The sequence below is a fragment of the Pseudomonas sp. AC463 genome (genome assembly GCF_979253585.1).
In genome coordinates this window covers 33007-56094 of sequence record NZ_CEEDDZ010000026.1, presented here as the reverse complement: position 1 = coordinate 56094, position 23088 = coordinate 33007, and the positions used below count along the sequence as shown (strand labels likewise).

The 23088-nt window shown below is 62.6% G+C and carries 26 protein-coding genes; 11 read left to right on the top strand and 15 right to left on the bottom strand.

Features of this window, described 5'->3' with window-relative positions; genetic code table 11:
* Positions 1-26 precede the first annotated feature (26 nt).
* A complete protein-coding gene (locus AC0IYH_RS25870) occupies positions 27-308 on the bottom strand; it encodes an HU family DNA-binding protein (RefSeq protein ID WP_003188840.1) in 282 nt (93 codons plus the stop codon).
* Positions 309-704: 396 nt separating this feature from the next.
* Here AC0IYH_RS25870 and yejK point away from each other — a divergent pair, with 396 nt between their 5' ends.
* Together yejK and AC0IYH_RS25860 are read left to right on the top strand one after the other, a co-directional pair.
* Positions 705-1709 (top strand): nucleoid-associated protein YejK, encoded by a 1005-nt coding sequence (gene yejK, locus AC0IYH_RS25865; RefSeq protein ID WP_003171997.1) that lies wholly within the window; start codon positions 705-707, stop codon positions 1707-1709.
* Positions 1709-2062, top strand: coding sequence for a glutaredoxin family protein (locus tag AC0IYH_RS25860; protein ID WP_116630602.1), 354 nt, complete (start codon positions 1709-1711; stop codon positions 2060-2062). The genes yejK and AC0IYH_RS25860 overlap by 1 nt, the downstream gene beginning before the upstream one ends.
* On the opposite strand, the gene AC0IYH_RS25855 is transcribed toward AC0IYH_RS25860, so the two are convergent.
* From AC0IYH_RS25855 to AC0IYH_RS25835, 5 genes are read right to left on the bottom strand one after another with little or no spacing between them, the layout of a single operon-like run.
* Positions 2063-3040: a FecR family protein gene (locus AC0IYH_RS25855; protein ID WP_471836882.1), complete on the bottom strand. Its 978-nt coding sequence runs from the start codon at positions 3038-3040 to the stop codon at positions 2063-2065. It abuts the gene before it with no gap.
* Positions 3037-3615: an RNA polymerase sigma factor gene (locus tag AC0IYH_RS25850; protein WP_116630604.1), complete on the bottom strand. Its 579-nt coding sequence runs from the start codon at positions 3613-3615 to the stop codon at positions 3037-3039. Before AC0IYH_RS25850 ends, AC0IYH_RS25855 begins: the two co-directional genes overlap by 4 nt.
* Positions 3616-3624: 9 nt before the next feature.
* On the bottom strand, positions 3625-3951 hold the full coding sequence (locus tag AC0IYH_RS25845) for a DUF3325 domain-containing protein (RefSeq protein ID WP_116630605.1): 327 nt from the start codon (positions 3949-3951) through the stop codon (positions 3625-3627).
* Complete coding sequence (locus AC0IYH_RS25840; RefSeq protein WP_471836880.1) at positions 3951-5525, bottom strand: PepSY-associated TM helix domain-containing protein; 1575 nt, start codon at positions 5523-5525, stop codon at positions 3951-3953. The genes AC0IYH_RS25845 and AC0IYH_RS25840 overlap by 1 nt, the downstream gene beginning before the upstream one ends.
* On the bottom strand, positions 5522-5824 hold the full coding sequence (locus tag AC0IYH_RS25835; RefSeq protein ID WP_101266816.1) for a DUF3649 domain-containing protein: 303 nt from the start codon (positions 5822-5824) through the stop codon (positions 5522-5524). The genes AC0IYH_RS25840 and AC0IYH_RS25835 overlap by 4 nt, the downstream gene beginning before the upstream one ends.
* 170 nt (positions 5825-5994) lie before the next feature.
* On the opposite strand from AC0IYH_RS25835, the gene AC0IYH_RS25830 reads away from it, so the two are divergent.
* From AC0IYH_RS25830 to fecA, 3 genes are all read left to right on the top strand, one after another.
* On the top strand, positions 5995-6483 hold the full coding sequence (locus AC0IYH_RS25830) for a sigma-70 family RNA polymerase sigma factor (RefSeq protein ID WP_116630607.1): 489 nt from the start codon (positions 5995-5997) through the stop codon (positions 6481-6483).
* Positions 6480-7421, top strand: a complete 942-nt coding sequence (locus AC0IYH_RS25825; protein ID WP_116630608.1) for a FecR domain-containing protein — start codon at positions 6480-6482, stop codon at positions 7419-7421. The genes AC0IYH_RS25830 and AC0IYH_RS25825 overlap by 4 nt, the downstream gene beginning before the upstream one ends.
* 90 nt (positions 7422-7511) lie before the next feature.
* Entirely contained in the window at positions 7512-9848 is a 2337-nt protein-coding gene (gene fecA / locus AC0IYH_RS25820; protein WP_471836878.1) for a TonB-dependent Fe(3+) dicitrate receptor FecA, read from the top strand.
* Here the strand turns inward: fecA and AC0IYH_RS25815 are convergent, their stop codons facing one another.
* A complete protein-coding gene (locus AC0IYH_RS25815) occupies positions 9849-10721 on the bottom strand; it encodes a LysR family transcriptional regulator (protein WP_471836876.1) in 873 nt (290 codons plus the stop codon).
* 104 nt (positions 10722-10825) lie between these two features.
* Between AC0IYH_RS25815 and AC0IYH_RS25810 the strand changes: the two genes are divergently transcribed.
* On the top strand, positions 10826-12322 hold the full coding sequence (locus tag AC0IYH_RS25810; RefSeq protein WP_471836874.1) for an MFS transporter: 1497 nt from the start codon (positions 10826-10828) through the stop codon (positions 12320-12322).
* A gap of 52 nt (positions 12323-12374) precedes the next feature.
* Here the strand turns inward: AC0IYH_RS25810 and AC0IYH_RS25805 are convergent, their stop codons facing one another.
* Together AC0IYH_RS25805 and AC0IYH_RS25800 are read right to left on the bottom strand one after the other, a co-directional pair.
* Positions 12375-12785, bottom strand: a complete 411-nt coding sequence (locus AC0IYH_RS25805; protein ID WP_101266804.1) for an HPF/RaiA family ribosome-associated protein — start codon at positions 12783-12785, stop codon at positions 12375-12377.
* 212 nt (positions 12786-12997) lie between these two features.
* Positions 12998-13945: a LysR substrate-binding domain-containing protein gene (locus AC0IYH_RS25800; protein WP_116630612.1), complete on the bottom strand. Its 948-nt coding sequence runs from the start codon at positions 13943-13945 to the stop codon at positions 12998-13000.
* Positions 13946-14082: 137 nt separating this feature from the next.
* Here AC0IYH_RS25800 and AC0IYH_RS25795 point away from each other — a divergent pair, with 137 nt between their 5' ends.
* From AC0IYH_RS25795 to AC0IYH_RS25785, 3 genes are all read left to right on the top strand, one after another.
* Complete coding sequence (locus tag AC0IYH_RS25795) at positions 14083-15459, top strand: L-serine ammonia-lyase (RefSeq protein ID WP_116630613.1); 1377 nt, start codon at positions 14083-14085, stop codon at positions 15457-15459.
* A 60-nt stretch (positions 15460-15519) separates the two neighbouring features.
* The gene (locus AC0IYH_RS25790; RefSeq protein WP_471836872.1) at positions 15520-16809 is read left to right on the top strand and encodes a serine/threonine transporter; all 1290 of its coding nucleotides are present in this window, start codon (positions 15520-15522) and stop codon (positions 16807-16809) included.
* Positions 16810-17084: 275 nt separating this feature from the next.
* Entirely contained in the window at positions 17085-17402 is a 318-nt protein-coding gene (locus tag AC0IYH_RS25785; RefSeq protein ID WP_122772642.1) for a DUF3509 domain-containing protein, read from the top strand.
* On the opposite strand, the gene AC0IYH_RS25780 is transcribed toward AC0IYH_RS25785, so the two are convergent.
* The 3 genes from AC0IYH_RS25780 to relB all read right to left on the bottom strand — a co-directional run bounded on the left by AC0IYH_RS25780 (position 17399) and on the right by relB (position 18505).
* Complete coding sequence (locus AC0IYH_RS25780) at positions 17399-17887, bottom strand: phosphate-starvation-inducible protein PsiE (protein WP_057724703.1); 489 nt, start codon at positions 17885-17887, stop codon at positions 17399-17401. The two genes, AC0IYH_RS25785 and AC0IYH_RS25780, sit on opposite strands and share 4 nt — an antisense overlap.
* Before the next feature lie 170 nt (positions 17888-18057).
* Complete coding sequence (locus tag AC0IYH_RS25775; RefSeq protein ID WP_471836869.1) at positions 18058-18327, bottom strand: type II toxin-antitoxin system RelE/ParE family toxin; 270 nt, start codon at positions 18325-18327, stop codon at positions 18058-18060.
* Positions 18317-18505, bottom strand: a complete 189-nt coding sequence (relB, locus tag AC0IYH_RS25770) for a type II toxin-antitoxin system RelB family antitoxin (protein WP_122772640.1) — start codon at positions 18503-18505, stop codon at positions 18317-18319. Before relB ends, AC0IYH_RS25775 begins: the two co-directional genes overlap by 11 nt.
* A gap of 305 nt (positions 18506-18810) precedes the next feature.
* On the opposite strand from relB, the gene AC0IYH_RS25765 reads away from it, so the two are divergent.
* On the top strand, positions 18811-19071 hold the full coding sequence (locus AC0IYH_RS25765; RefSeq protein WP_003171979.1) for a YebG family protein: 261 nt from the start codon (positions 18811-18813) through the stop codon (positions 19069-19071).
* Positions 19072-19126: 55 nt separating this feature from the next.
* Here the strand turns inward: AC0IYH_RS25765 and AC0IYH_RS25760 are convergent, their stop codons facing one another.
* The gene (locus tag AC0IYH_RS25760; protein WP_122772639.1) at positions 19127-20146 is read right to left on the bottom strand and encodes a Glu/Leu/Phe/Val dehydrogenase dimerization domain-containing protein; all 1020 of its coding nucleotides are present in this window, start codon (positions 20144-20146) and stop codon (positions 19127-19129) included.
* 186 nt (positions 20147-20332) lie between these two features.
* On the opposite strand from AC0IYH_RS25760, the gene AC0IYH_RS25755 reads away from it, so the two are divergent.
* Complete coding sequence (locus tag AC0IYH_RS25755) at positions 20333-21136, top strand: transglutaminase family protein (RefSeq protein ID WP_122772638.1); 804 nt, start codon at positions 20333-20335, stop codon at positions 21134-21136.
* Between the two features lie 15 nt (positions 21137-21151).
* Here AC0IYH_RS25755 and maiA read toward each other — a convergent pair whose 3' ends face one another.
* Together maiA and fahA are read right to left on the bottom strand one after the other, a co-directional pair.
* Positions 21152-21787, bottom strand: a complete 636-nt coding sequence (gene maiA / locus AC0IYH_RS25750) for a maleylacetoacetate isomerase (protein WP_471836866.1) — start codon at positions 21785-21787, stop codon at positions 21152-21154.
* Between the two features lie 12 nt (positions 21788-21799).
* Positions 21800-23086, bottom strand: coding sequence for a fumarylacetoacetase (fahA, locus tag AC0IYH_RS25745; RefSeq protein WP_471836864.1), 1287 nt, complete (start codon positions 23084-23086; stop codon positions 21800-21802).
* Between the last annotated feature and the right edge of the window lie 2 nt (positions 23087-23088).

The window sequence follows — 23088 nt, the reverse complement described above, 5'->3', positions numbered from 1 at the left end:
CGGAGCACGGTTTTTTTTGCTGCGTCTTACTTGTTAACAGCGTCGGTCAGGCCTTTGGCCACAACCAGCTTGATAACTTTCTTGGCAGCGATTTCGATGGCAGCGCCAGTCGAAGGGTTACGGCCAGTACGGGCAGGACGCTCGGTCACTTTCAGTTTGCCAACGCCTGGCAGAGTGATTTCGCCGCCGTTTTCCAGCTGATCAGCAACAACTTGGCTCAATTGGTCCAGCAGAGCGCGCACGGTAGTTTTCGGTGCGTCTACTGCTTCAGCCAGGTCAGCGATCAGTTGGTCTTTAGTAATAGCCATTGTGGTGTTCCTTCCCTATCAAATTCATATGGATTGCAGAGTGCAGTGTCAGCCGTCGAGCCCGACCATCATGGCCCGGCACCCCCGGCTATAACCACGGAGATCGGGGTTATAGATGCTTGAAACGGGGATTGGTTCGACCTGACAGATGCTGAATGCACGCTTAACGCCGAGACTTGGCGTAAGACGGGGCAAAACTAGCACAGAGACGGGGAAATATCCGCCTCTACCTACCCATTTGGTCAGCTTTATCGCTCTAAACCGTGAAAAAAAGGCATATGCCCCGTCGGAGAGCGTCCAAAATGCCCTTCGACGCGTGTCTTGGCCAATGGGTGCGGTACACTGGGCGACTTTTTGGGGAGGCCAACCGCTCCCCTTCAACCAGCCGAGAAGCCTATGCCGATCCGTCATTGCATCGTCCACCTGATCGACAAAAAACCCGACGGCACACCCGCAGTTCTCCACGCCCGCGACTCGGAGCTGTCCGAATCCGCCGCCATCGAGAACATGCTTGCCGACCTCAACGAGAGCTACAACGCCAAACAAGGCAAGGCCTGGGGTTTCTTCCATGCCGAGTCCGGCGCGCACCCGTTCAGCGGCTGGTTGAAGGAGTATTTCGACGGTGGCCAGGATTTCACCACGTTCAGCCGCACGGCGGTCGAACACCTGCAGAAGCTGATGGAAGAGTCCAACCTCTCCACCGGCGGCCACGTGCTGTTCGCCCACTACCAGCAAGGCATGACCGACTACCTGGCCATCGCCCTGCTGCACCACAGCGAAGGCGTGGCGGTGACCGACGAGCTGGACGTGACCCCTTCGCGTCACCTGGACCTCGGCCAACTGCACCTGGCGGCGCGTATCAACGTGTCCGAGTGGCAGAACAACAAGCAGTCCAAGCAGTACATCTCGTTTATCAAAGGCAAGAACGGCAAGAAGGTTTCGGAGTACTTCCGCGACTTTATCGGCTGCCAGGAAGGCGTCGACGGCCCGGGCGAAACCCGCACCCTGCTCAAGGCCTTCAGCGACTTCGTGGAAAGCGAAGACCTGCCGGACGAATCCGCCCGTGAAAAAACCAAGACCCTGGTCGACTACGCCAGCAGCCAGGCCAAGCTCGGCGAGCCCATGGGCCTGGAAGAGCTGTCGGGCCTGATCGATGAAGATCGACCAAAAGCCTTCTACGACCATATCCGCAACAAGGACTACGGCCTGTCGCCGGAAATCCCGGCCGATAAGCGCACCCTCAACCAGTTCCGCCGCTTCACCGGGCGCGCCGAGGGCCTGTCCATCAGCTTTGAAGCGCACCTTCTGGGCGACAAGATCGAGTACGACGAAGCCGCCGGCACCTTGATCATCAAGGGCCTGCCGACCCAACTGACCGACCAGCTCAAGCGCCGTAACTGATGCTTGGCGGGGTGCTCAAGAAAGTCCTGCTGGTGTTGCTGGTCGTGGTGGTGATCCAGAACTGGGGCAAGATCGAGCGGGTGTTCAACCCCGCGCAAGTGGCGCCTGTAGCAGTGCGCGAGGGCGCGCGGGTGGTGCTGTATGCCACCGACTGGTGCGGCTACTGCAAGCAGATCCGGCGTTTTCTCGACCAGAAAGCCATCCCCTACCAGGCCTTCGATATCGAGAAGGACGCCCAGGCGCGCAAGGCGTACGAGGCTTTGGGCGGCGGCGGGATTCCGTTCGTGGACGTAAACGGCACGTTGATTCGCGACTACAACCCCGAGCAGATCATGGCTGCGCTGACAAAGTAATCAGCGCAGCACGATCACCCGTCCCAACAGGCTGTGCTGCTCAAACCCCAGCACCGCCTGCAAGGCATTCAGCACCGCCTGCGGGTCTTTGCTCGGGAAGGTGCCGCTGACGCGCTTGGCGCCCATCGTTTCGTTCAACAGCAGGATGCGGCCGGGGTAGTAACGCCGCAGATCCTCGACCACCTCCGCGAGCGGCGCCTTGTAGTAGTTGAGCCAGCCGTCGCGCCAGGCCAGGCGCGATTCGCTGTCGACGGCGTGCATCGGGTCAGCCACACCATCGGCGTAGGCCACTTGCTGACCCGCTGTAAGAATCTGCTGCATGCCCTGCCTGGACGGGGTGACACCGACCCGTCCTGACAGCACCGTCACCTGTGCCCCGGCCGGTTGCAGGCGTACTTCAAACTGGGTGCCCAGCACCCGCGCCTCGCCATTGCCCGCCTCCACCACAAACGACTCGCCGGTGTGGGTCACGCTGAAAAAGCCTGCACCGCGCCGCAGCTGGACGTGCCGCTCGCCATGGCTGAAATCCACGGCGATGGCGCTGTCGGCGTCCAAAGTAACTTGGGACTGGTCGGCCAGGGTCACGGTTTTCACCTCGCCCGGCGCGGTCACGTAGTCGGCGCCGAAGTCATCGACCCAGCGCGACGGCTGCCAGCCGGCGCCCATGACCACCATCAACAGCAGGCACGCGGCCATGGCCAAGGCGCCGGACCAGCGCACGACCCTGGAGCGCTTCGGCGTGTTCATCGCATTCAGGTAACCCTGCAGGGCCAGGGCGTCTTCGTCCGCCAGTTTGCGCGCGGGCACTTCGCTCAACTCCCACAGCACCTGCGCCTGGGCATAGGCCTCGACGTGGGCGGGGTCGGCGCGCAGCCAGTGGCTGAAGGTGGCCTGGTCGCCGCTGCTGGGCTGGTCGTGCAGCAGGCTCAGCCAGGCCAGGGCGGCTTGTTCCTGGTCGGGCGTGGGGGTGAGGTTCACGGTGCTTTCCCTGGCGTGCGTGGGGGCGATGGTTCGCGAAGGCTGGCCTTGCAGGCTTCGAGGGCACGCATCATATGTTTTTCCACGGCACTTTGGGACAACCCCATGGCCTTGGCGATCTGCGCGTATTTGCGCCCGTGGATGCGGTTGAGCAGGAATATCTGGCGGGTGCGCTCGGGCAGGCTGCGCAGGGCGGCCTCGACATGGCGCAGGTCATTGCCCGCTTCCAGCGCCGCCTGGGGTTCGGAGCCTTGGTGGTCTTGCTGTTCGGGCAGCCAGCCTTCGCTGCTGCGCACCCGTGCACCTTCACTGCGCAGGTGGTCGATGGCGATGTTGCCGGCGCAGCGCAACAGGTAGGTGCTGAGTTCTTCGACCTGCACCAACGGCCGGCGCCAGAAGCGCAGGAACAGATCCTGCACCAGGTCGGCCGCCGTGGCGCGGCAGCCCACGCGTCGGTTGACCAGGGCTTCCATCTGCGAACGCTGGGACAGGAACACTTGCAGAAAATGCGCGCGCCCGCCCGGCGCTTCAGCCTGATGGCTGTCCTGTGATTCGGGCGGGGTGCTGATCATCATGTCTGGGGCTCAGAGCGTGGCGAAGGCTGCGACGGGGCTGGCAAGCAGGCCGACGCCCGCCAGGATCAAGGCCAGCCTTGGCCGATACGGCAACAGCAACACCAACAGCAGCGCGCTGAGCATCAACACCGCACACCACTCCACCAGGCCCTGGGCCCAACCGGCGAGGCTCACGGCCGGCCAGATCGACACACTCAGCAGCAACCAGCCGAGTACACGCAGCCCCACGCGCCGACGTGGCGAGGGCTTGCTGTGCAGCAACTCGCCGTGGTGGCGGTCGGTGGACAGGCACAGGGCGGTGAACCCGGCGTAACACATCAGCAGCGCGAGCAGCATCAGTGCGCCTCCGGCTTGAGCGTCAGCCCACGCGCGCGCTCGGCCTTGGGTTGCGGCACGCTGCGGCGGTGCATCTTCCAGGCCGCCCAGCCAAGGAACACACCACTGGCCAGGCAGGTCAGGTCGAAACCGGCCATGGCCCAATCGCCCGTGACCAGCGAGACGCCCAGGTGGCTGGAGGTGGTCAGCGCGTTGAGCAGTGGAATCGCGGCAAACAGCAGCGCGCCGAGGCTCAACTGCTCGACCCAGCCCTGACGGCCACGCCGCAGCATGGCGTGCAGCAGGCTCAGGCCCCAGGCGATAAAGAAGATTTGCACTTCCCAGTCGGAGCGCTCGGCGAAACTCACCGGCAACAAACGGTTAGCCCAGAAAAACCCGGCAATCGCGAGCATCAGCCCCGACATACTGGCGATGTTCAGCACTTCCACCAGCCGCAGTTCAAACGGCATCACCCCGGTCCTGGCGTGTTTGAGCTGCCGCTTGCCGAGCCAGATCACCAGCCCGGTGCCGATCATCGCCGTGCCCGCCAGGCCGCAGATAAAGTACAACCAGCGCAGCACCGGGCCGGCGAAGTGGCCCATGTGCAAGCCATAGAAACTGCCGCCGATAGCCGCCGGCAGCGACTGCTCGGCACTGACTCGCAGCAATTCACCGGTGCTGCCGTTGAACGACACGGTGCTGCCGAAATCATGCACCACCCGGTCGGAACCAGCGCGGAACACATTCACCGACGCGTTCACATCGCTCGGATTATTCACCGCCACACGCCCCACATGCCCACCCGCCCAATGCGCGCGGGCCTGCTCGTACATCGGCACCAGCGGTAGCAATTTCGCGGGCTGGCCGAGTACCGGCGCGTTGTTGGTCGCAGGGAACACATCGTTGAAAAACCCACGGGTGTCGTTGCCATAGGAGGCCAGAATCGGCGCCGGCATCACCATGCTCATGAAGATCACCAGGCTGCTGTAGGTGATCATCAAGTGGAAAGGCAGCACCAGCACCCCCACCGCGTTATGCCCGTCGAGCCAGGAACGCTGGCCTTTGCGGGGGCGGAAGGTGAAGAAGTCCTTGAAGATTTTCTTGTGGGTGATGATGCCGGTGATCAACGCCACGAACATCACCATCGCCGCGATGGTGGTCAGCCAGCGACCCCAGGGGTAAGGCATCTGCAGTTGGTAGTGGAAGCGATAGAAGAACTCGCCGCCCATGCTTTCGCGGGCCTGCACGGCGTCACCGCTGACCGGGTCGAGGGTTTTGGTGATGAAGTTGCCGCGCTTGCCGGGGTCGATCTTGTCTTGCCACATCACCGACAGGCCGGGGTCACGGCTGTCCGGCAGGGTGATGAACCAGCGCGCGGCCGTCGGCGCCACGCGTTCCAGGTAGGTTTGCGCGACGGTCAGGCTGCGCGCATCGTCCAGGGCATGCGCTTGTACCTCGGGCTGCATCCAATGGCTGATTTCATCCTTGAAATACGCCAGGGTTCCCGTAAGGAAAATCGCAAACAGCAGCCAGCCGAAGATCAACCCAGCCCAGGTGTGCAACCATGCCATGGCCTGGCGAAAGCCCTCTTTCATGTGCGCACCATCCAGAAACCCACACCCGCCAGGGTGGCGAACGCGGCACTCGGCAACATCACGCCAAACCAGGCGCGCCATGCCGTTCGGCAGGCAAAGCACCAGATCACGGCCAGCAGGTAGAACACAAAGGAACTCATCATGCCGGTGATCACCGCATCGGCGCGGGACGTGGGCATCCACAGGGCCAGGCACACCGCGGCCAGGGACGCCATCAGATAACCACCCACCACAGCCGCCAACACGCGCGAGGTCACGGCGAGGCGATAGGAGGCGGGCAGTGAGGTTTTGCTTTTCATGCGGGAAGCGCCAGGTTCATCAGCGCGCAATATTAATGATAAATATTCTCATAAGCAAAACAGAACGGATGAATCACCTGCGCTGCCTCATTGCCGAAGCTCCTCTTGCACCCTACAATGCGAACAATTCTTGTTCTCTAAAGCGCATCGAAGCTTGCGGAGTGTCTGCGTTGAGCCCGTCCACCACCGTCGAAGTTCTGTACAACGACCATCACCTCTGGCTCACCGGCTGGTTGCGACGCAAGCTCGGCTGCCCGGACAGCGCCGCCGACCTGGCGCAAGACACCTTCATCCGCGTGCTCACCGCGCGCGAAGCCCCCACGTTGATCGAACCTCGCGCGTTCCTCACCACCGTGGCCAAGCGCGTGCTGTTCAACTTCTACCGCCGCCAGGACCTCGAGCGCGCCTACCTCGACGCGCTGGCGCAAATGCCCGAACACGTGGCGCCCTCGGAAGAAGAACGCGCAATCATCCTGCAAACCCTCATGGAGCTGGACCAACTGCTCGACGGCCTGCCCGTGCAGGTCAAACGCGCCTTCCTGCTGGCCCAACTCGACGGCCTGACCTACGCACAAATCGGCGCCGAACTGGGCATCTCCATCGCCACCGTCAAACGCCACCTGAATAAAGCCGCCATGCGCTGCTACTTTGCCCTATGAACTTCTCCACCCAGGTAGCCGAACAAGCCGTGCATTGGCTGATGGAAATGCAGCAAGGCGCACTCAATCCGCGCCAGCAGGCGGCCTGGCAGCAATGGCTGAATGCCCACAGCGAGCACCAGCGCGCCTGGGACCATATCCAGCGCGTCAACCAGCGCCTGCGCGGCATGCCCTCGCCCCTGGCCCATGCGGCGTTGAACGCACCGCAGTCGCGCAGCCGGCGCCAGGCGCTCAAGCTGTTGTTGATCCTCGGCGCCGGTTCGGCTGCGGCCTGGAGCCTGCGCCAGCAGCACATCCTGCCGCCATTGAGCGCCGACTACCGCAGCCCTGTCGGCCAGCGCCGCAAGGTGCAACTGGCCGATGGCAGCCAATTACAGCTCAATACCGGCAGTGCGGTGGATGTGCATTTCGACGGGCAGCAACGCCTGATCCGCCTGCTCGAAGGCGAAATCCTGCTGACCGCCAGCGCCGCCACCACGCCGCTGCGGGTGCTGACCAGCCAGGGCCTGCTCAGCAGCCAGGCCGCGCGCCTGAATGTGCGCCAGTTCAACGATCACACCCAACTGGCGGTCTTGGACGGCCACGTCGAGGTGATGCCCAACACCTACAGCGGCCTGCCGTTGACGGTCGACGCCGCGCGCCAGGTGAATTTCACCCGCAAAGGCTGGGACACCCCGCGCGCCACCGACGCCAACAGCGGCGCCTGGGCCGACGGCATGCTGGTGGCCGCGCACATGCGCCTGGAAGACTTCCTTGCCGAGGTGGGCCGCTACCGTCGCGGCCAGCTCAATTGCGACCCGCAAGTGGCCAATCTGCTGATTTCCGGCAGCTACCCGCTGGACGACAGCGAGCGCATTCTCGACCTGCTGGAGGTGAGTTTGCCGGTCAAGGTCCGGCGCTTTACCCGCTACTGGGTGACCGTCCAGGCCCGCGTCTGAATTTTTTTAAAAGAATGTGAGCCGTTTTCCACACCTCGCGTGACAGAGAAGGAAAGCCACCTTGATCCTTCCTTCTCAGGACCGCTCTTCATGCCCCAGCAACCCACCCGAATCGCCCGCACCTTGCGCCAACTGTTACTGGGCGCGAGCCTGAGTTTCACGGTATTGCCTGCCGTGATGGCAGCCGACGCCAAGCCGTATCACATCGCTCCCACTACCCTGGAAGCCGCGCTGAACCAATTTGGTCGCGAGGCGGGCGTGCTGATCTCGTTCGGTTCCCAAGTGACGGCAGGCATGCAGAGCCGTGGTCTGTCGGGTAATTACAGCGCCGCCGAAGGCCTGCAGAAACTGCTGGAAGGCACCGGCCTGCAAGCGCGTGCAGAAGGTGACAACGCCTTCAGCCTGCAACCGGCCAGTGCACCGGCGAGTGTCGAGCTGGCTACCTCCAGCGTGGTCGGCGACTGGCTCGGCGATGCGGCCCAGACCAATGTGTTCGAACACCCCGGCGCGCGTGATGTAATCCGCCGCGAAGAGTTCGAACGCCAGGGCGCCACCCAGGCCAAGGACGTGCTCAACCGTATCCCCGGCGTCAACGCCCCGGACAACAACGGCACCGGCAGCCACGACATGGCGCTGAACTTCGGCATCCGTGGCCTCAACCCACGCCTGGCGTCGCGCTCCACCGTATTGATGGACGGCATCCCGGTACCCTTCGCGCCCTATGGCCAGCCGCAGCTGTCGTTTGCGCCGATCAGCATGGGCAACATGGACGCCGTGGACGTGGTACGCGGCGGCGGTGCCGTGCGTTACGGCCCGCAAAACGTCGGCGGCGTGGTCAACTTCGTGACCCGCGCGATCCCGGATGCGCCCACCGTCAAAGGCGGTTTGCAGACCGAGACCAGCCCGTCCTCCAGCCATGACGGCTTCAAGACCACCGGCAACCTGTTGGCAGGCGGCACCGCCGACAACGGCCTGGGCGGTGCGATTCTGTACTCCGGCACCCGTGGCGGCGACTGGCGCGAAAACAGCAACACGCGCATCGACGACTTGATCCTCAAAGGCAAGTATCAGGTGGACGACGCCAACAGCTTCAACGCCATGGCGCAGTACTACGAAGGCCAGGCGGATATGCCGGGCGGCTTGAACGTCGCCGACTACAAAGCCAACCCGTACCAGTCCACCCGCCCCTACGACAAGTTCTGGGGCCGGCGCACCCTGTTCAACGTCGGCTATCGCTACGAGCAGGACCGCCGCGAATTCACCATCAACAGCTTCTTCACCAAGACCCTGCGCAGCGGTTACCTGGACCAGGGCAACTTCCTCTCGCTGTCCCCGCGCGAGTATTGGGTGCGCGGCCTCGAAACCCGCTTCGCCCAGGGCTTCGACCTCGGCCCTACCAGCCATGAAGTAGGCGTCGGCTACCGTTACATCAACGAAGCCGGCCACGAGCTGCGCTACCGCACGCCGATCAGCGTCAACCAGCAGATCCCCACCACCGACAGCCGCAACGACCGCGATACCCGTGGCGGCACCGAAGCCAACGCATTCTTCATCGATGACCGGATTGATATCGGCAAGTGGACCATCACCCCGGGCATTCGCTACGAGATGATTGAATCGCAACAGACCAACAACCTGACCAACGCCAAATACAAAGGCGACTACAACACCGCGCTGCCGGCGCTCAACGTGCTCTACCACCTCACCGACAGTTGGAACCTGTATGCCAATACCGAAGGCTCGTTCGGCAGCGTGCAGTACAGCCAAATGCCAAACCGCGTGACCAGCGGCGAAGTCAAACCGGAAAAAGCCCGCACCTGGGAACTCGGCACTCGCTACGACGACGGCACTTTGCGTGCAGAGATCGGCGCGTTCCTGATCAACTTCGACAACCAGTATGAAAGCAACCAGACCGACGACTCGGTGATCGCCCGTGGCGAAACCCGCCACCAGGGCGTCGAGACCAGCGTCAACTACGCCCTCGACGGGCTGAGCCCGGCGCTGACCGGCTTTGATGTGTACGCCACCTACGCCTACGTGGACGCCACCATCCGCGAAGACGGCCCGAACAAAGGCAACCGTGTGCCCTTCTCGTCCAAACATAAAGGCACCCTCGGCGTGGGTTACACCGAAGGTCGCTGGAAGCTCAACCTGGACAGCAGCTACCAGAGCAGCCAGTTCGCCGACAACGCCAACACCGAGAAAGAAACCGCCAACGGTGCCAACGGACGAATCCCCGGCTACATGCTGTTCAGCAGCCGCGCCGCCTACGATTTCGGCCCACAGCTGTCGGACCTGAATGTAGCGGTCGGGGTGAAAAACATTTTTAACACCCAGTACTTCACCCGTTCATTCAACGATAACAACAGTGGCAAATACGTCGGTGAACCCCGCACGGTCTACGTGCAAACCTCCATCGCGTTCTGATCAACTGCCCGCCAGGCACGACGGCGTGCCGGCCACCAACGCGTCGATGGCGCAGCGCGTCTTGGCCGGCATATGCGCCGCCGTGGGCCAGATCACATGGATAGGTGACGGCTGCTCGCGGTAGCCCGGCAGCACCGGCTCCAACTGCCCGCGCAGCACATAGTGGGCGATCAGCCAGCTCGGCAACCAGGCCAGGCCCACGCCAGCAATCGCGGCGTCGGCTACGGCCTGGAGGTCGTCCATCCATAAGGGTGACGCCAGGCGGGCGCGGTGCGGGGTGTTGCTGCGGTAGGCGATGCCCCGGTGGTTGGCGAGGTCTTCGATAGAGCCAACGGGACCGACGCGCTGCAAGTACGCCGGTGCAGCCGCCAACCCCACGGACTGCTCGCCCAGGCGCCGCGCGCTCAGGCGGTCGGTGTCGGGCAACGGGCCGATCCGCACGGCCAAGTCGAAACCTTCCTGGGCCAGGTCGATCAGGCGGTCGGAAAACGAAATCTCGATCTCCAGCGCTGGATATCGCTCCATCAAGCCCCACAGTGCGGGCGCCGCATAGTGGTGACCAAACGCCAGTGGCAAGCTCGCCTTCAAGCGCCCGCGTGGCTGCTGCCGCCCGCTTTCCAATACCGATTCGGCCGCCTCCAGCTCCGCCAGTGCCCGCAGGCAATGCTCGTAATACGCCTGGCCATCTTCGGTCAGGCGCTGGCGGCGCGTGGAGCGCTGCAACAGGCAGGTGCCGAGCCGCGCCTCCAGGCGCGCCAGCCCTTTACCCACGGCGGAACGCGTGAGATTCAGACGTTCGGCGGCCTCGGTCAGGTTGCCGCTTTCAACGATTTGTAAAAACAGTTCAACACCATCAAAACGCGGCGTGGCCATGGGCAGATTGTCGCTCTGAATTCCCTGATAAGCGGAAAACTTATCACGAATAAAGAACCAGATTCCCCTGAAAATAACCCGACATCCAACGACAGGAGAATCCCATGCCACCCGCCGCCACATTAACGGCCACCCGTTCTGCACGCCCCGCCAGAGACGGCCTGGCCCTCACCGCTGTGTGCCTGGTAGCGCTGATGTTCGGCCTGGAAATTTCCAGCGTACCGATCATCCTGCCCACCCTTGAGCAGCAACTGGGCACCGGCTTTGCGGATGCCCAATGGATCATGAATGCCTACACCCTGGCCTGCACCAGCGTGCTGATGGCAGCCGGCACGCTGGCGGATCGCTTTGGCCGGCGGCGCATGCTGGTGCTGTGCCTGTGGGTGTTTGGCCTGGCGTCGCTGGCGTGCGGGTTGGCCGGCACGGCCTCTACGCTGATCGCGGCGCGGTTCGTCCAAGGCATCGGCGGCGGCGCAATGATGATCTGCCAGTTCGCGATTCTGTCGCACCTGTTCCGCGAGCCGGCAGCGCGGGCACGGGCCTTTGCGATATGGGGCGTGATTGCGGGCGTGGGCCTGGGTTTCGGGCCGATGGTCGGCGCGTTGATTCTGGCCGTTGCGGACTGGCGCTGGGTGTTTCTGGCGCATGTGCCGCTGACTCTGTTCACGCTGGTGCTGCTGCGTGTCAGCGTGCAGGAATCCCGCGACCCGGCGGCGCATCGCCTGGACATCGCCGGCATGCTGACCTTGACGCTGGCGGTGTTTGCGCTGGTCTACTTCATCACCCAAGGCAGCGAAAACGGCTTCGCGCCGGGCTGGGCGGGCCTGGCGCTGGCCGCGCTGCTGGTGTTCATCCTTATCGAGCGGCGCAGTGCCCAGCCGATGTTCGATTTCTCGGTGTTTCGCATACGCCGCTTCAACGGCGCACTGATGGGCTCGATTGGCATGAACTTCAGCTTCTGGCCGTTCATGATCTACCTGCCCCTGTATTTCCAGGCCGGCCTGGGCTACGACACCCTCACCACCGGCAGCGCCCTGCTTGCCTACACCTTACCCACGTTACTGGTGCCGCCAGTGGCCGAACGCCTGGCCCTGCGTTATGGCGCCGAGCGCATCATCCCCCTCGGGCTGGGGCTGATGGGCGCGGGCTTTTTGCTGATGGCCGCCGTCAATGGCGCCGCGCGGCCCAGCATCGGCTGGGTGTTGACCAGTTGCGTGATCGCCGGGGTCGGGCTGGCGTTGACCAATTCGCCCACCACCAACACCACCACCGGTTCAGTGTCGGCCGACCGCGCGGGCATGGCGTCGGGTATCGACCTCAGTGCACGGCTGATCACCCTGGCCGTCAACATTGCCCTGATGGGGCTGGTGCTGTTGCTTGGGATCAGCCATGAGTTGGCCGCCATCCTACCCGCAAGCACGGCGATGGATTGGCCGGCCATCAGCCAGCAGATTGCCGCCGGCAAGCTGGACTCGCCAGGGCTGGCCTTCAACGATGCCCAGGCGGCACTGCGCAATGGCGCCGGTTGGGCCATGCTGTTTGCAGGGTTGGGAGCGGGTGGGCTAGCGATATTGAGCGGGTATTTTTTCCGACGCCGCTAAACGAAAACGGGCCTGCATAAGCAGGCCCGTTTGTAGGGGGGTTAAAAAACGCTTAGCCGTTGATCACAGCGTTTTCGTTTTCCAGGAATTCCTCTTCCAGCGCGTCTTCATTCACTTTGTTGATTGGCTGGTTTTTCGCGGCAGCGCGAGGCTTGCCTTGCAGTCTGCCAAACAGATGTTCCAATGCGTGGTCCAGCTTGGTCGCCGCACCGTCGATCGCCTGTTCCAGGGTATCGCCCTTGGCGGATACCGACAGCGGTTGATGGCCTTTTGGCCGCGCTTCCAGGCGGCAACTCAAATCATGGGGGCCGGGCTTGTCGCCGTTCTCATCCCGCAGGTAGACCTCAACACGGGTCAAGTCTTCTTCATAACGTTCGAGCGTGCTCTCAATGGTAGTACGTACCCACTCCTCCAGTCGGATGCTGCTTTCAATATGGTTATCGCTATTGACTTGGATTTGCATAGTTCTTCCCTTATTTCAGCTAGCTCGCGAGAGGTCACAACTGCGACACCAGGGTGGTGAAACCATGACCTCTTGATTACACAATTGAGCAGCCGGAGGAACATTTCAACCCCTTTGCAAAGATAAATCCCACATTACAAATTAAGCCTGACGACGGGTAAAAACGCTGTTAGGGTGGGGAGTTAGTTACATCTTCTTACGCCCAGCGATCCTCACAATTGCCCCTCTCCCAACGGGTGCAATCCGCGAAAAATCCCCGCTTCCTCAACAAGCCAGTCATGTACCGCCCGCACCCCCGGATGGCTCAGCGCGCCCGGCGCATACAGCAGCACGTAGCGTTTGTGGTTGGGCACGGCGAGGCCGAACGGCACGATCAAGGTGCCGCGCTCCAGTTCATCATTGAGCAACGTACGCCGCGCAATGGCCACGCCCATGCCGGCAATGGCGGCTTCGATGGTCAGGTGGTTGCGGTTGAAGGTATGGCCGCGCCGTACATCGGCGTCGTGGCAGCCGATGGCATTCAGGTAAAACTCCCACTCGGCGTACTCATAACTCCCACGCCAGGCGGTGATGTCATGCAGCAGCGGGAAATGCACCAGGTCGGCCGGGCCATGCAACGGCGGGCGGCCGCGCAACAGGCTGGGGGCGCACACCGGGAAAATCTGCTCGTCGAGCAAGGCTGTGGATAACAGGCCGGGGTAGCTGCCGTCGTTCAGGTCGATGGCTAGGTCGAAATCCCCTTCGTGCAGGGCAATGCTGCTGTCTTCGGCGACCATGCGCAGCTGGATATCCGGGAATCGCTGCTGCAAACGCGGCAGCCGTGGGGTCAGCCACTTGCCTAGAAACGACGGGATCGAGCGCAACCGCAAGGTGCCGCTGATCATCCCCGCGTCCAGCCGCTGCAGCTCCGCATCGATGCTGCCGTAGGCCTCCCCCACCGTGGTCGCCAGCCGTTGGCCCTCGGCGCTGAGCTCCACGCCGCGCGCGCGGCGATGGAACAGGCGAAAACCCAAACGCTCCTCCAACTGGCGGATTTGCTGGCTCACCGCCCCCGGCGTGATGTGCAGTTCTTCGGCGCAACGGGTGAACGACAAATGCCGCGCCGCGCAGGAAAAAACGTGCAGCCAGACATAGGTCTGGCCGTGGAGGTGCCGGCTCATAGGGTTTAGTCCTGCTAAAGGGTGTCTTAGGATAATTCGTTGGTCAGTGCCGTTCCAGAGGCTCAGTATCGCGCCAATTCCGCCTGCTCTACAAAACATGGCAGCGATTTCTACTCCATTGCTTGTAAGGCTTTAGCATGGCTATCAGTGTTTTTGATCTATTCAAGGTGGGCATCGGCCCGTCCAGCTCCCATACCGTCGGCCCCATGCGCGCCGCTGCGACCTTCGCCCAGGCCCTGACCGACCAACAATTGCTCAGCGACACCCGCCGCGTCGAAGTGCGCCTGTATGGCTCGCTGTCCGCCACGGGCGTGGGCCACGCCACCGACCGCGCCTGCGTGATGGGCCTGATGGGCGAATGGCCAGACACGGTTGACCCGACCTCGATCAACACCCGCATCCAGCAACTGCGCGAAAGCGGCCGGCTGTTACTCGCAGGCTCACAGGAAATTGCCTTCAACTGGCACACCGACCTCCTGCTGCTCGACGAAAGCCTGCCCTACCACCCCAACGCCATGTCCCTGCATGCCTATGGCGAAAACGGCCTGCTCAGCGAACAGACGTACTACTCGGTGGGCGGCGGTTTCATCATCGAAGCAGCGGAAGCCGCCTCAGGCATTGCGCCTACCAGCGATGTGGAATTGCCCTACGACTTCTCCAGCGCCGTTGAACTGCTGGCCCTGTGCAACAAGCACGGCCTGCGGGTTTCCGAGCTGATGATGGCCAACGAGCGCGCATGGCGCAGCGACGAACAGATCCGTAGCGGCTTGCTGCATATCTGGTCGGTGATGCGCGAATGCGTGGAGCAAGGCCTGCGCGATGAAGGCATCTTGCCCGGTGGCCTGGACGTGCCGCGCCGCGCGGCGAAACTGCACCGCAGCCTGTTGGAAATCGGCAAACCGAATGTCATCACCTCGACCTTGTCGGCGATGGAATGGGTCAACCTGTTCGCCCTCGCCGTCAACGAAGAAAACGCCGCCGGCGGGCGCATGGTCACCGCGCCCACCAACGGCGCGGCGGGGATCATCCCGGCGGTCCTGCATTACTACATGAAGTTCAACGCCGACGCGTCTGACGATGATGTGGTCAATTTCTTTTTGGCCGCCGCCGCCGTCGGCATCCTCTGCAAGAAAAACGCCTCCATCTCCGGCGCCGAAGTCGGTTGCCAGGGAGAAGTCGGCTCGGCCTGCGCCATGGCTGCCGCCGGCCTGGCCGATATCCTCGGCGCCACCCCCGAGCAACTGGAAAACGCCGCCGAAATCGGCCTGGAACACAACCTCGGCCTGACCTGCGACCCGGTCGGCGGCCTGGTGCAAGTGCCGTGCATCGAGCGCAACGCCATCGCGGCGGTCAAGGCGATCAACGCCACGCAAATGGCCCTGCGCGGTGACGGCAAACACTTCATTTCCCTCGACCGGGTGATCCGCACCATGCGCGACACCGGCGCCGACATGCATGACAAATACAAAGAAACTTCACGGGGCGGCCTGGCCGTGAGCTGGGTGGAGTGCTGAGGAGCATTCTCTGACCGCCCCAACGTGAGCCCGCGCAAAAATAATAACGAGGCAATAACGATGACCGATGTACGTACACCTGCTGCCGAAAATCCTGTTGACGTAGAAAACACCGCAACCACCGGCTGGACCAAACACGACACCACCTGGATGCTCGGCCTCTATGGCACAGCCATCGGCGCCGGCACGCTGTTCCTGCCGATCAATGCCGGCGTCGGCGGCTTCTGGCCGCTGATCGTACTGGCGCTGCTGGCCTTCCCGATGACCTTCTTCGCCCACCGTGGGCTGACGCGCTTTGTGCTGTCAGGCAAATCCGGCGATATCACTGAAGTGGTCGAAGAACACTTCGGCGTCGGCGCGGGCAAGCTGATCACCCTGCTGTATTTTTTCGCGATCTTCCCGATCCTGCTGGTGTACAGCGTGGCGCTGACCAACACCCTGGGCAGCTTCATGGAACACCAACTGCACATGGCCCCGCCACCCCGGGCGATTCTGTCGCTGGTGCTGATCCTCGGCCTGATGGCCATTGTGCGCTGCGGCCAGGGCGTGATTGTCAAGGCCATGAGCATGCTGGTGTACCCGTTCGTCGCCGCCCTGCTGTTGCTGGCGTTGAGCCTGATCCCCAACTGGAACGGCGCCTTCTTCGCCTCCGCCAGCGAGGGCATGCCGCTGCCGATCTTCTTCAAGACCCTGTGGCTGGCGATCCCGGTGATGGTGTTTTCGTTCAACCATTCGCCGATCATCTCCGCGTTTGCCGTCGACCAGAAGCGCGTGTACGGCCCGCTGGCCGAGCGCAAAAGCAGCGGCATCCTTGCAACCGCCCACGGCATGATGGTGCTGACGGTGATGTTCTTTTGCTTCAGCTGCGTGCTGGCGCTGTCGCCTGCTGACCTGGCCGCCGCCAAGGCGCAGAACATTTCGATCCTGTCGTACCTGGCCAACCACTTCCAGACCCCGGTGATCGCCTACGCCGCACCGTTGATCGCGCTGGTGGCGATCACCAAATCCTTCCTCGGCCACTACATCGGCGCCAGCGAAGGGTTCCAGGGCCTGATCGTCAAATCCCTGCGCGGGCGTAACCGCTCGATGTCGGCCAAATGGCTGGAACGCAGCACCGCGCTGTTCATGATCCTCACCTGCTGGGCCGTGGCCACCTTCAACCCAAGCATCCTGGGCATGATCGAAACCATGGGCGGACCGATCATCGCGTGCCTGCTGTTCCTGATGCCGATGTACGCGATCCGCCGCGTGCCGGCTTTGCGCCAGTATTCGGGCCAGCTGTCGAATGTGTTTGTGGTGGTGATCGGCCTGATTGCGCTGTCTGCGATCGTTTTCTCGGTATTGCCCTGAAATAGCTCACCGCCCCAAGACAACACAAAGCCAATGTGGGAGGGGGCTTGCCCCCGATGGCGGTGTACCCGCTGAACATTCATTGGCTGACACACCGCTATCGGGGGCAAGCCCCCTCCCACATTGGCTGTACGGCACGGCCCTTGCTGTACAGCCCTTGAGGACAACGGATTTTGTGAAACCTCAGCGACGGAGTGGCCGGTGGTCAGGCAATGCGAACTAATCCCGATACCGGTCGTCAATGACTGCATGTTCTTATCAGGCGGTAACGCACCATGGACAATCCTTTTCAGATCATCACCGACACCTTCACCCCCAAATACCGGGTCAACCTGAGCATCCAACGGCTGGACGGCAGTATCATGCTCACCCTCTCCGATGAGGCTGGCGTGGTGGCCAAACGCATGATCAGTGCCGAACAACGCAACGACCCGCAACGCCTGAAACGCCTGGTGCAAAGCATCCAGTTCGGCATTGCCATCGAGCAGGGCCACAGCGCCATGGAGATCCTGGCGGTGATGACGGACGGGGACAGTCACAAACTGTTGCAGCGACCGCCCGCCCGCACCCTGCCCTTCAGCGTCGGGCTTTAAAGCTCGCCCTTCTCGGTTTCCAGGCTCGCCTCGCCCTTGCGACGCGGGCCTTCAACCTTCACCGACGGGAACGCCGACGAGGCGTAGCGCACCACCAGAATCGCGAATGCCAACAGCAGAATCCCACCGCACAGGTAGATGATTCCCACGTCTGGCGGGTTGTGGTGCGACACGTTGGAAATCAGCAGACGCGTCAGCGCCGTGATCGCCACGTAGATCAGAAAGCGCACGGGCATGTGGTTGGTCTTGAAATAAATCCCGACCATGGCGCCCAATTCCAGGTAGATGAACAGCAGCAAGATGTCATCGATCTTGATATGCCCGTTCTCCAGCATCCCCAGAAATTCCATCACCGCGGCCCATGCGGTCACCGCACCAATGGCGAACAGCGCCAGGTAGTGAAACGACTCGACAAACAGATTGCCCAGCGACTCGGCCAGCCCGTGGACTTGCTGGCGCAGCTTTTCGGCCCAGTTGATTTTCATGCGGGTACTTCCTTAGGTCGACTCGACCGGATAATGCGGGTTGGACGTGACGGTTGTTCTGCATGCAGAAAAAAGGCCAGAGGCTGGGGAGTGAGATGGTGGCGGCGTGACATGAGGCACGTGTGAGGATGAGCAGAGTAGATACTTTGCTCATTCAAGAAGCGGATATGTCAGGGATATCGCTGACGCGCGTGTAAAACCGAGAGAACCCGAATGTTGTCGGTCACCTTGTAAACCACCAGATAATTCGGATGCACCACCATCTCTCGTGTACCGGTGATTCTGCCGGGGCGGTAAAGTTGGGGTCTGCGAGAGAGAGCTAACACCGACGCTTCGATTGATCGCTTTAACTCGAGAGCTGCCACAGGATTGCGATGACTGAGGTATTCAATAATTTGCCGAAGTTCCACCCGCGCTGCGGGTAACCATTCAATCAGCATCGCCTTTCTTAAGTTTGGACTCGATCAGCGCTTGCATCTCGGCCATGACCTCGTCGTGAGGAACGCCGGGACTTGTGTCATCAAGAGCGGCTTGCACTCTGGCGCGAAACCAGCGGTCGTAGCTGTCAGCCTGCTCTTCAGTATCTGCTTGGATACCAGAGGAAAAGGAAGTGTCCATAAAAGCCTCCGTTGTCGATGAAGAAGGAGTCTAGTCGTTGGCGTTTTCGCTGTCGTGCTCTGAGCGATGAAGTGAGTAACAGGAAAAATCGTAGCCGCCGAAGCAAAGCCCGGGGAAGGTAAGCCATCGCAGGATTACCCGGCAACCTCGCCGTATTTTCAGAAATTTGCGGTGTAGCAAACCCCCATTTCCCAACTACATTAAAAACCTGCTATCCAAACCGCCGCGTTTGGCATATCCTTTTCGCTGTATATCGATACAGTAGTAGCAAAAGACAACTATCGTGAAGGCATGTGAGGTGGTGAATGGCCGTCGAAGTGGTATACCGCAGCAGCCGAGATCTGGAGCGTTTGTTCATGGATAAAGCCGAAGCTGACCGTCATGACAAAATGCTTGAACTCGCTGAGTTGCTGGCAGAAGTGTTGCAAAAAGCCGTGCCGTCCCTGAGCGAGCAGCAGGTGGAAGAAGCCGGGATCTACATGGCGAAGAATCGCGATGTATTTGCCAAGGCGTTCAAGAGCCAGCCGGACGCGTTGTCCGAGTTGCTCAACGCAGCAGCGGAATAAAGCCCGAATTGAACAGGCCCTGAATCATTGGTTCAGGGCCTTTTTAATGCCTGGGTTATTTGTACAAGATGCGTTCGGCCAACTCATCTGCCACCCGCGCGGGGGAACGTTTTTCGGCTTGGGCGTGGGCAAAGATTTCGGTCAGGCGCGTGCCGATGTTCGTCAGGTGCGCGGTGATGGACGCAAGCTCGGCGCCGCCGTGCTTGAGGGCCACGTAGATCAGCCCGCCGGAGTTGATCACGTAGTCCGGGGCGTAGAGGATGCCGCGCCCTTCCAGTTGGTCGGCCACTTGCAGGTTGGTCAATTGCGCACTGGCGGAACCGGCCACGGCGGCGCAGCGCAGTTGGCCCACGCTCTGGCGATTGAACACCGAGCCGACGCCGCACGGCGCGAGGATGTCGCAGGGCGTGCTAAGCAACGCGTCGTTGGCGATGGGGTGCGCGCCCAGCTGCTCCATGGCCAGCTGCACCTTGCCGTGGTCGATATCGCTCACCAGCAGTTCGGCGCCGGCGGCGTGCAGTTGCTCGGCCAGGGCGTAGCCGACGTTGCCCAGGCCCTGGACGGCCACGCGCAAGCCTTCAAGGTTGTCGCTGCCCAGCCGCGCCATGGCGGTGGTGCGGATGCCGGCGAACACGCCCATGGCCGCATGGGGCGAGGGGTCACCGGCGGCGGTGGTGCTGGTGACGAAGCGGGTGTGCTGGGCAATGCAGTCCATGTCGGCCACCGAGGTGCCGCTGTCGGTGGCGGTAATGTAGCGGCCACCGAGTTGCTCGATGCAGCGGCCGAAGGCTTCAAACAGCGCCGCGCGGCTTTCCACATGGGCGGGGCGCAGGATCACTGCCGTGCCGCCGCCCACCGGCAAACCGGCCAGCGCCGCCTTGTAGCTCATGCCCTGGGCCAGGCGCGCGGCATCGGCCACGGCACTTTCGTCGTCGGGGTAGGCGAGGTAGCGACAGCCGCCCAGGGCGGGCCCGAGGCGGCTGTTATGGATGGCTATGACCGCCTTCAACCCGGTCACCGGGTCGATGCTCAGGTGCAGGGATTCAAGGCGGTGGCCGTGCATGAGAGCAAACATCGTCGAGCTCCCGGATCACTTCTTGTAGTCGCCAAGTATAGGCGTGCGGCAGAAAACTGCCGGACTGCGCTGGAATAAGGCGCTCGGTTTGTCGGGCTCTGTGACATAAGCGCATGGGATATTTCTTATGCCACTGGACGAAAATTGCCAGCAAGGCTAAAACGGGGGCATCCGCCGGAGAACGCAATGAACCCCCGCAAAGCCTTTTTCGCCTGCCTGGAACGTTCCCCCCCTGCGCTGTTTGAAGCCGCGCTGTGGATTGCTGCCGAGCATGACCCGGCGGTGCAACCCCTGCTGATTCTTCAGGAACTGACGGCGCTGCAATTGCAAGTGAGCCTGGGCATGCCCATGCTGCCGGCGGACGAGCTGGGCCAACCGCTGCTGCGGCGCATGAATGACCTGGGCTTTGCCCAGGATGACTTCACCCCGCTGCGCCCCGCCGCCGCCTTGCTGGACAAGGTGTTGCAACGCAAGCGCGGGCAGCCGCTGGCCATGGGGCTGATCGCCATGGAGCTGGCGCGCCGCCTGAATATACCCATGGTGGGCGTGAATTTCCCCGGCCACTTCCTGCTGCGGGTGCCTGGCGCCGATCACTTGCTGGACCCCTGCGGCGGTCGACGCCTGTACCCCAACGACTGCCGCGAACTGCTGCAACGCCAGTACGGCCCCAACCTCAAGTTGCAGGCCGAGCACCTGCACAGCGCCGAGCCACGGGCGATGTTGCAACGTCTGTCGCGCAACCTGCGCCAGTTGCACCTGGCCAATGACAACCCGCTGGCCGCCCTGATGGACGCAGAGCGCGTGCTGGAGCTGGGCAATGCCAACGCCGCCGACTACCTCGCCCGCGCCAGCCTGTACCAACGCCTGGACTGCCCGAACGCCGAGCGCTTCGATCTGGAACACGCGCTGCTGCTCAGCGAAGACCCGATCCAGCGCCTGCGCCTGACCGAACGGCTGGGGCACCTGCCGCCCAACACCGTGGTGCACTGAAACTGGCGCATTGTTTTAGGGTGTGTCCGGTTGGTTAGCGGGGTGCGCCTGGATGAACGCCGGATGCTGCGCCGCCAACGCCGCCACCCGCCCGATATGCGGGTATGCCGCCAGCGGCACCTTGAAACGCTCCGCCGCATACAGCTGCGGAATCAGAAACGCATCCGCCAGCCCCGGTTGCTCGCCGAAGCAAAAGCCCGTATCGCCAATCAACTGCTCCACCGCGCCCAGCCCCTGGCTGATCCAATGCCCGATCCATTCCAGCAGTTGCGCCTCGTCGTGCCCCCACTGGCGCAGCAGGTTCTGGGTGCTGGAGTTGTGCAGCGGGTGAATATCGCAACCGATGATCGACGCCACCGCACGCGCATGGGCGCGGGTGGCCAGGTCGTCGGAGAGCAGTGGCGCCTGTGGATAACGTTCGTCCAGGTACTCGATGATCGCCGGCGACTGAATCAACAGCTCGCCGCCATCGGTGCGCAAGGCTGGCACGCGCCCTTGCGGGTTGATCGCCAGGTACTCGGGCTGGCGATTGGCACCGCCCGCCGGCACCAGCAGGTTGACCGGCACCGCTGTAAAATCCAGGCCCTTGAGCGCCAACGCGATACGCACCCGGTACGACGAAGTGGAACGGTAGTAGGTATAGAGCTCCATCACCCTGCCCTCTTAACGCGCTGCGGTCACGGTGCCACGGCATTCGCCGAAGCCGATGGAGGCAAAACCTTCACGCTTGCAGCGGGCGCGCAGGATGATTTCGTCGCCGTCCTCAAGAAACCGGCGCACCTCGCCGGATGGTAGTTCGAGCACTTTTTTGCCGCCTTCGGTCATCTCCAGCAGGCTGCCGAATTGCCCGGCTTCGGGGCCGGACAAGGTGCCCGAACCAAACAGGTCGCCGGCCTGCAACTGGCAGCCGTTGACGCTGTGATGCGCCACCAACTGCGCGACGGTCCAGTACATATGCAGGCTGTTGCTCAGCGCCAGGCGGTGGGGCGGCAGGTTCTGCTCGCGCATGGCGGCAGTGGTCAGCAGCACTTCGAGTTCGATATCGAGGGCGCCGGCGGCCTGGTCGCGCTTGTCCAGCAGGTAGGGCAGCGGTTGCGGGTCGCCTGCAGGGCGTGCCGGTTGCGGCTTGCGGAACGGTTCCAGGGCTTCGGCCGTGACCACCCAAGGGGAAATGCTGGTGATAAAACTCTTCGACAAGAACGGCCCCAGCGGCTGGTATTCCCAGGCCTGGATATCCCGCGCCGACCAGTCGTTGAGCAGGCAGAAACCGGCGATGTGTTCGGCCGCGTCGCCAATCGCAATCGAGTCGCCCATGGCATTGCCCTGGCCGATCCAGATGCCCAGTTCCAACTCGTAGTCCAGGCGCGCGCACGGGCCGAAGCTCGGCTCTGTCTGGCCGGCCGGCAGGGTCTGGCCTTTGGGGCGACGCACCTCGGTACCGGAGGGGCGGATGGTCGACGCGCGACCGTGATAGCCGATGGGTACGTATTTGTAGTTGGGCAGCAAGGGGTTGTCGGGGCGGAACAGTTTGCCGACGTTTTGCGCATGCTCGATGCCCACATAGAAGTCGGTGTAATCGTTGATCCGCGCCGGCACGTGCATCTGGCAATCGGCGGCGCGGTGCAGCACCTCGGCCTCGCGGGCTTGCAGCTGGCTGCCTTCGCCAAGCAGTTCCAGCAGGCGTTCACGCAGGGCCACACGCGGGCCACGGCCCAGTTCGAAGAAGGCATTCAACTGGCCGCCGGCGGTGGCGTCGACCGCTCGGCGCGCCTCGCCGTCAAAGGCATCCAGGGCGGCGTGCAGGTCGAGGATGTAGTCACCAATCGCCACGCCGCTGCGCGGCGCCGAGCCGTTGACGCTGAACACGCCCAGCGGCAGGTTTTGCAGGGGGAAATCCGCGTGGCCGTTGGCGGAGGCGACCCAGCTGCGGGTGAGGGTTGGCTGAGTCATGG

What these genes read in the sequence shown, in the direction of transcription:
- AC0IYH_RS25755 (WP_122772638.1), top strand. Translation starts at nt 20,333, where the DNA reads ATGAACCCCCGCAAAGCCTTTTTCGCCTGCCTGGAACGTTCCCCCCCT.
- AC0IYH_RS25760 (WP_122772639.1), bottom strand. Translation starts at nt 20,146, where the DNA reads ATGTTTGCTCTCATGCACGGCCACCGCCTTGAATCCCTGCACCTGAGC.
- AC0IYH_RS25815 (WP_471836876.1), bottom strand. Translation starts at nt 10,721, where the DNA reads ATGGCCACGCCGCGTTTTGATGGTGTTGAACTGTTTTTACAAATCGTT.
- AC0IYH_RS25845 (WP_116630605.1), bottom strand. Translation starts at nt 3,951, where the DNA reads ATGCTGCTCGCGCTGCTGATGTGTTACGCCGGGTTCACCGCCCTGTGC.
- AC0IYH_RS25840 (WP_471836880.1), bottom strand. Translation starts at nt 5,525, where the DNA reads ATGAAAGAGGGCTTTCGCCAGGCCATGGCATGGTTGCACACCTGGGCT.
- AC0IYH_RS25850 (WP_116630604.1), bottom strand. Translation starts at nt 3,615, where the DNA reads ATGATGATCAGCACCCCGCCCGAATCACAGGACAGCCATCAGGCTGAA.
- AC0IYH_RS25790 (WP_471836872.1), top strand. Translation starts at nt 15,520, where the DNA reads ATGACCGATGTACGTACACCTGCTGCCGAAAATCCTGTTGACGTAGAA.
- AC0IYH_RS25765 (WP_003171979.1), top strand. Translation starts at nt 18,811, where the DNA reads ATGGCCGTCGAAGTGGTATACCGCAGCAGCCGAGATCTGGAGCGTTTG.
- yejK (WP_003171997.1), top strand. Translation starts at nt 705, where the DNA reads ATGCCGATCCGTCATTGCATCGTCCACCTGATCGACAAAAAACCCGAC.
- AC0IYH_RS25800 (WP_116630612.1), bottom strand. Translation starts at nt 13,945, where the DNA reads ATGAGCCGGCACCTCCACGGCCAGACCTATGTCTGGCTGCACGTTTTT.
- AC0IYH_RS25775 (WP_471836869.1), bottom strand. Translation starts at nt 18,327, where the DNA reads ATGCTGATTGAATGGTTACCCGCAGCGCGGGTGGAACTTCGGCAAATT.
- AC0IYH_RS25870 (WP_003188840.1), bottom strand. Translation starts at nt 308, where the DNA reads ATGGCTATTACTAAAGACCAACTGATCGCTGACCTGGCTGAAGCAGTA.
- AC0IYH_RS25835 (WP_101266816.1), bottom strand. Translation starts at nt 5,824, where the DNA reads ATGAAAAGCAAAACCTCACTGCCCGCCTCCTATCGCCTCGCCGTGACC.
- AC0IYH_RS25810 (WP_471836874.1), top strand. Translation starts at nt 10,826, where the DNA reads ATGCCACCCGCCGCCACATTAACGGCCACCCGTTCTGCACGCCCCGCC.
- fecA (WP_471836878.1), top strand. Translation starts at nt 7,512, where the DNA reads ATGCCCCAGCAACCCACCCGAATCGCCCGCACCTTGCGCCAACTGTTA.
- maiA (WP_471836866.1), bottom strand. Translation starts at nt 21,787, where the DNA reads ATGGAGCTCTATACCTACTACCGTTCCACTTCGTCGTACCGGGTGCGT.
- AC0IYH_RS25785 (WP_122772642.1), top strand. Translation starts at nt 17,085, where the DNA reads ATGGACAATCCTTTTCAGATCATCACCGACACCTTCACCCCCAAATAC.
- AC0IYH_RS25780 (WP_057724703.1), bottom strand. Translation starts at nt 17,887, where the DNA reads ATGAAAATCAACTGGGCCGAAAAGCTGCGCCAGCAAGTCCACGGGCTG.
- fahA (WP_471836864.1), bottom strand. Translation starts at nt 23,086, where the DNA reads ATGACTCAGCCAACCCTCACCCGCAGCTGGGTCGCCTCCGCCAACGGC.
- AC0IYH_RS25795 (WP_116630613.1), top strand. Translation starts at nt 14,083, where the DNA reads ATGGCTATCAGTGTTTTTGATCTATTCAAGGTGGGCATCGGCCCGTCC.
- relB (WP_122772640.1), bottom strand. Translation starts at nt 18,505, where the DNA reads ATGGACACTTCCTTTTCCTCTGGTATCCAAGCAGATACTGAAGAGCAG.
- AC0IYH_RS25805 (WP_101266804.1), bottom strand. Translation starts at nt 12,785, where the DNA reads ATGCAAATCCAAGTCAATAGCGATAACCATATTGAAAGCAGCATCCGA.
- AC0IYH_RS25825 (WP_116630608.1), top strand. Translation starts at nt 6,480, where the DNA reads ATGAACTTCTCCACCCAGGTAGCCGAACAAGCCGTGCATTGGCTGATG.
- AC0IYH_RS25860 (WP_116630602.1), top strand. Translation starts at nt 1,709, where the DNA reads ATGCTTGGCGGGGTGCTCAAGAAAGTCCTGCTGGTGTTGCTGGTCGTG.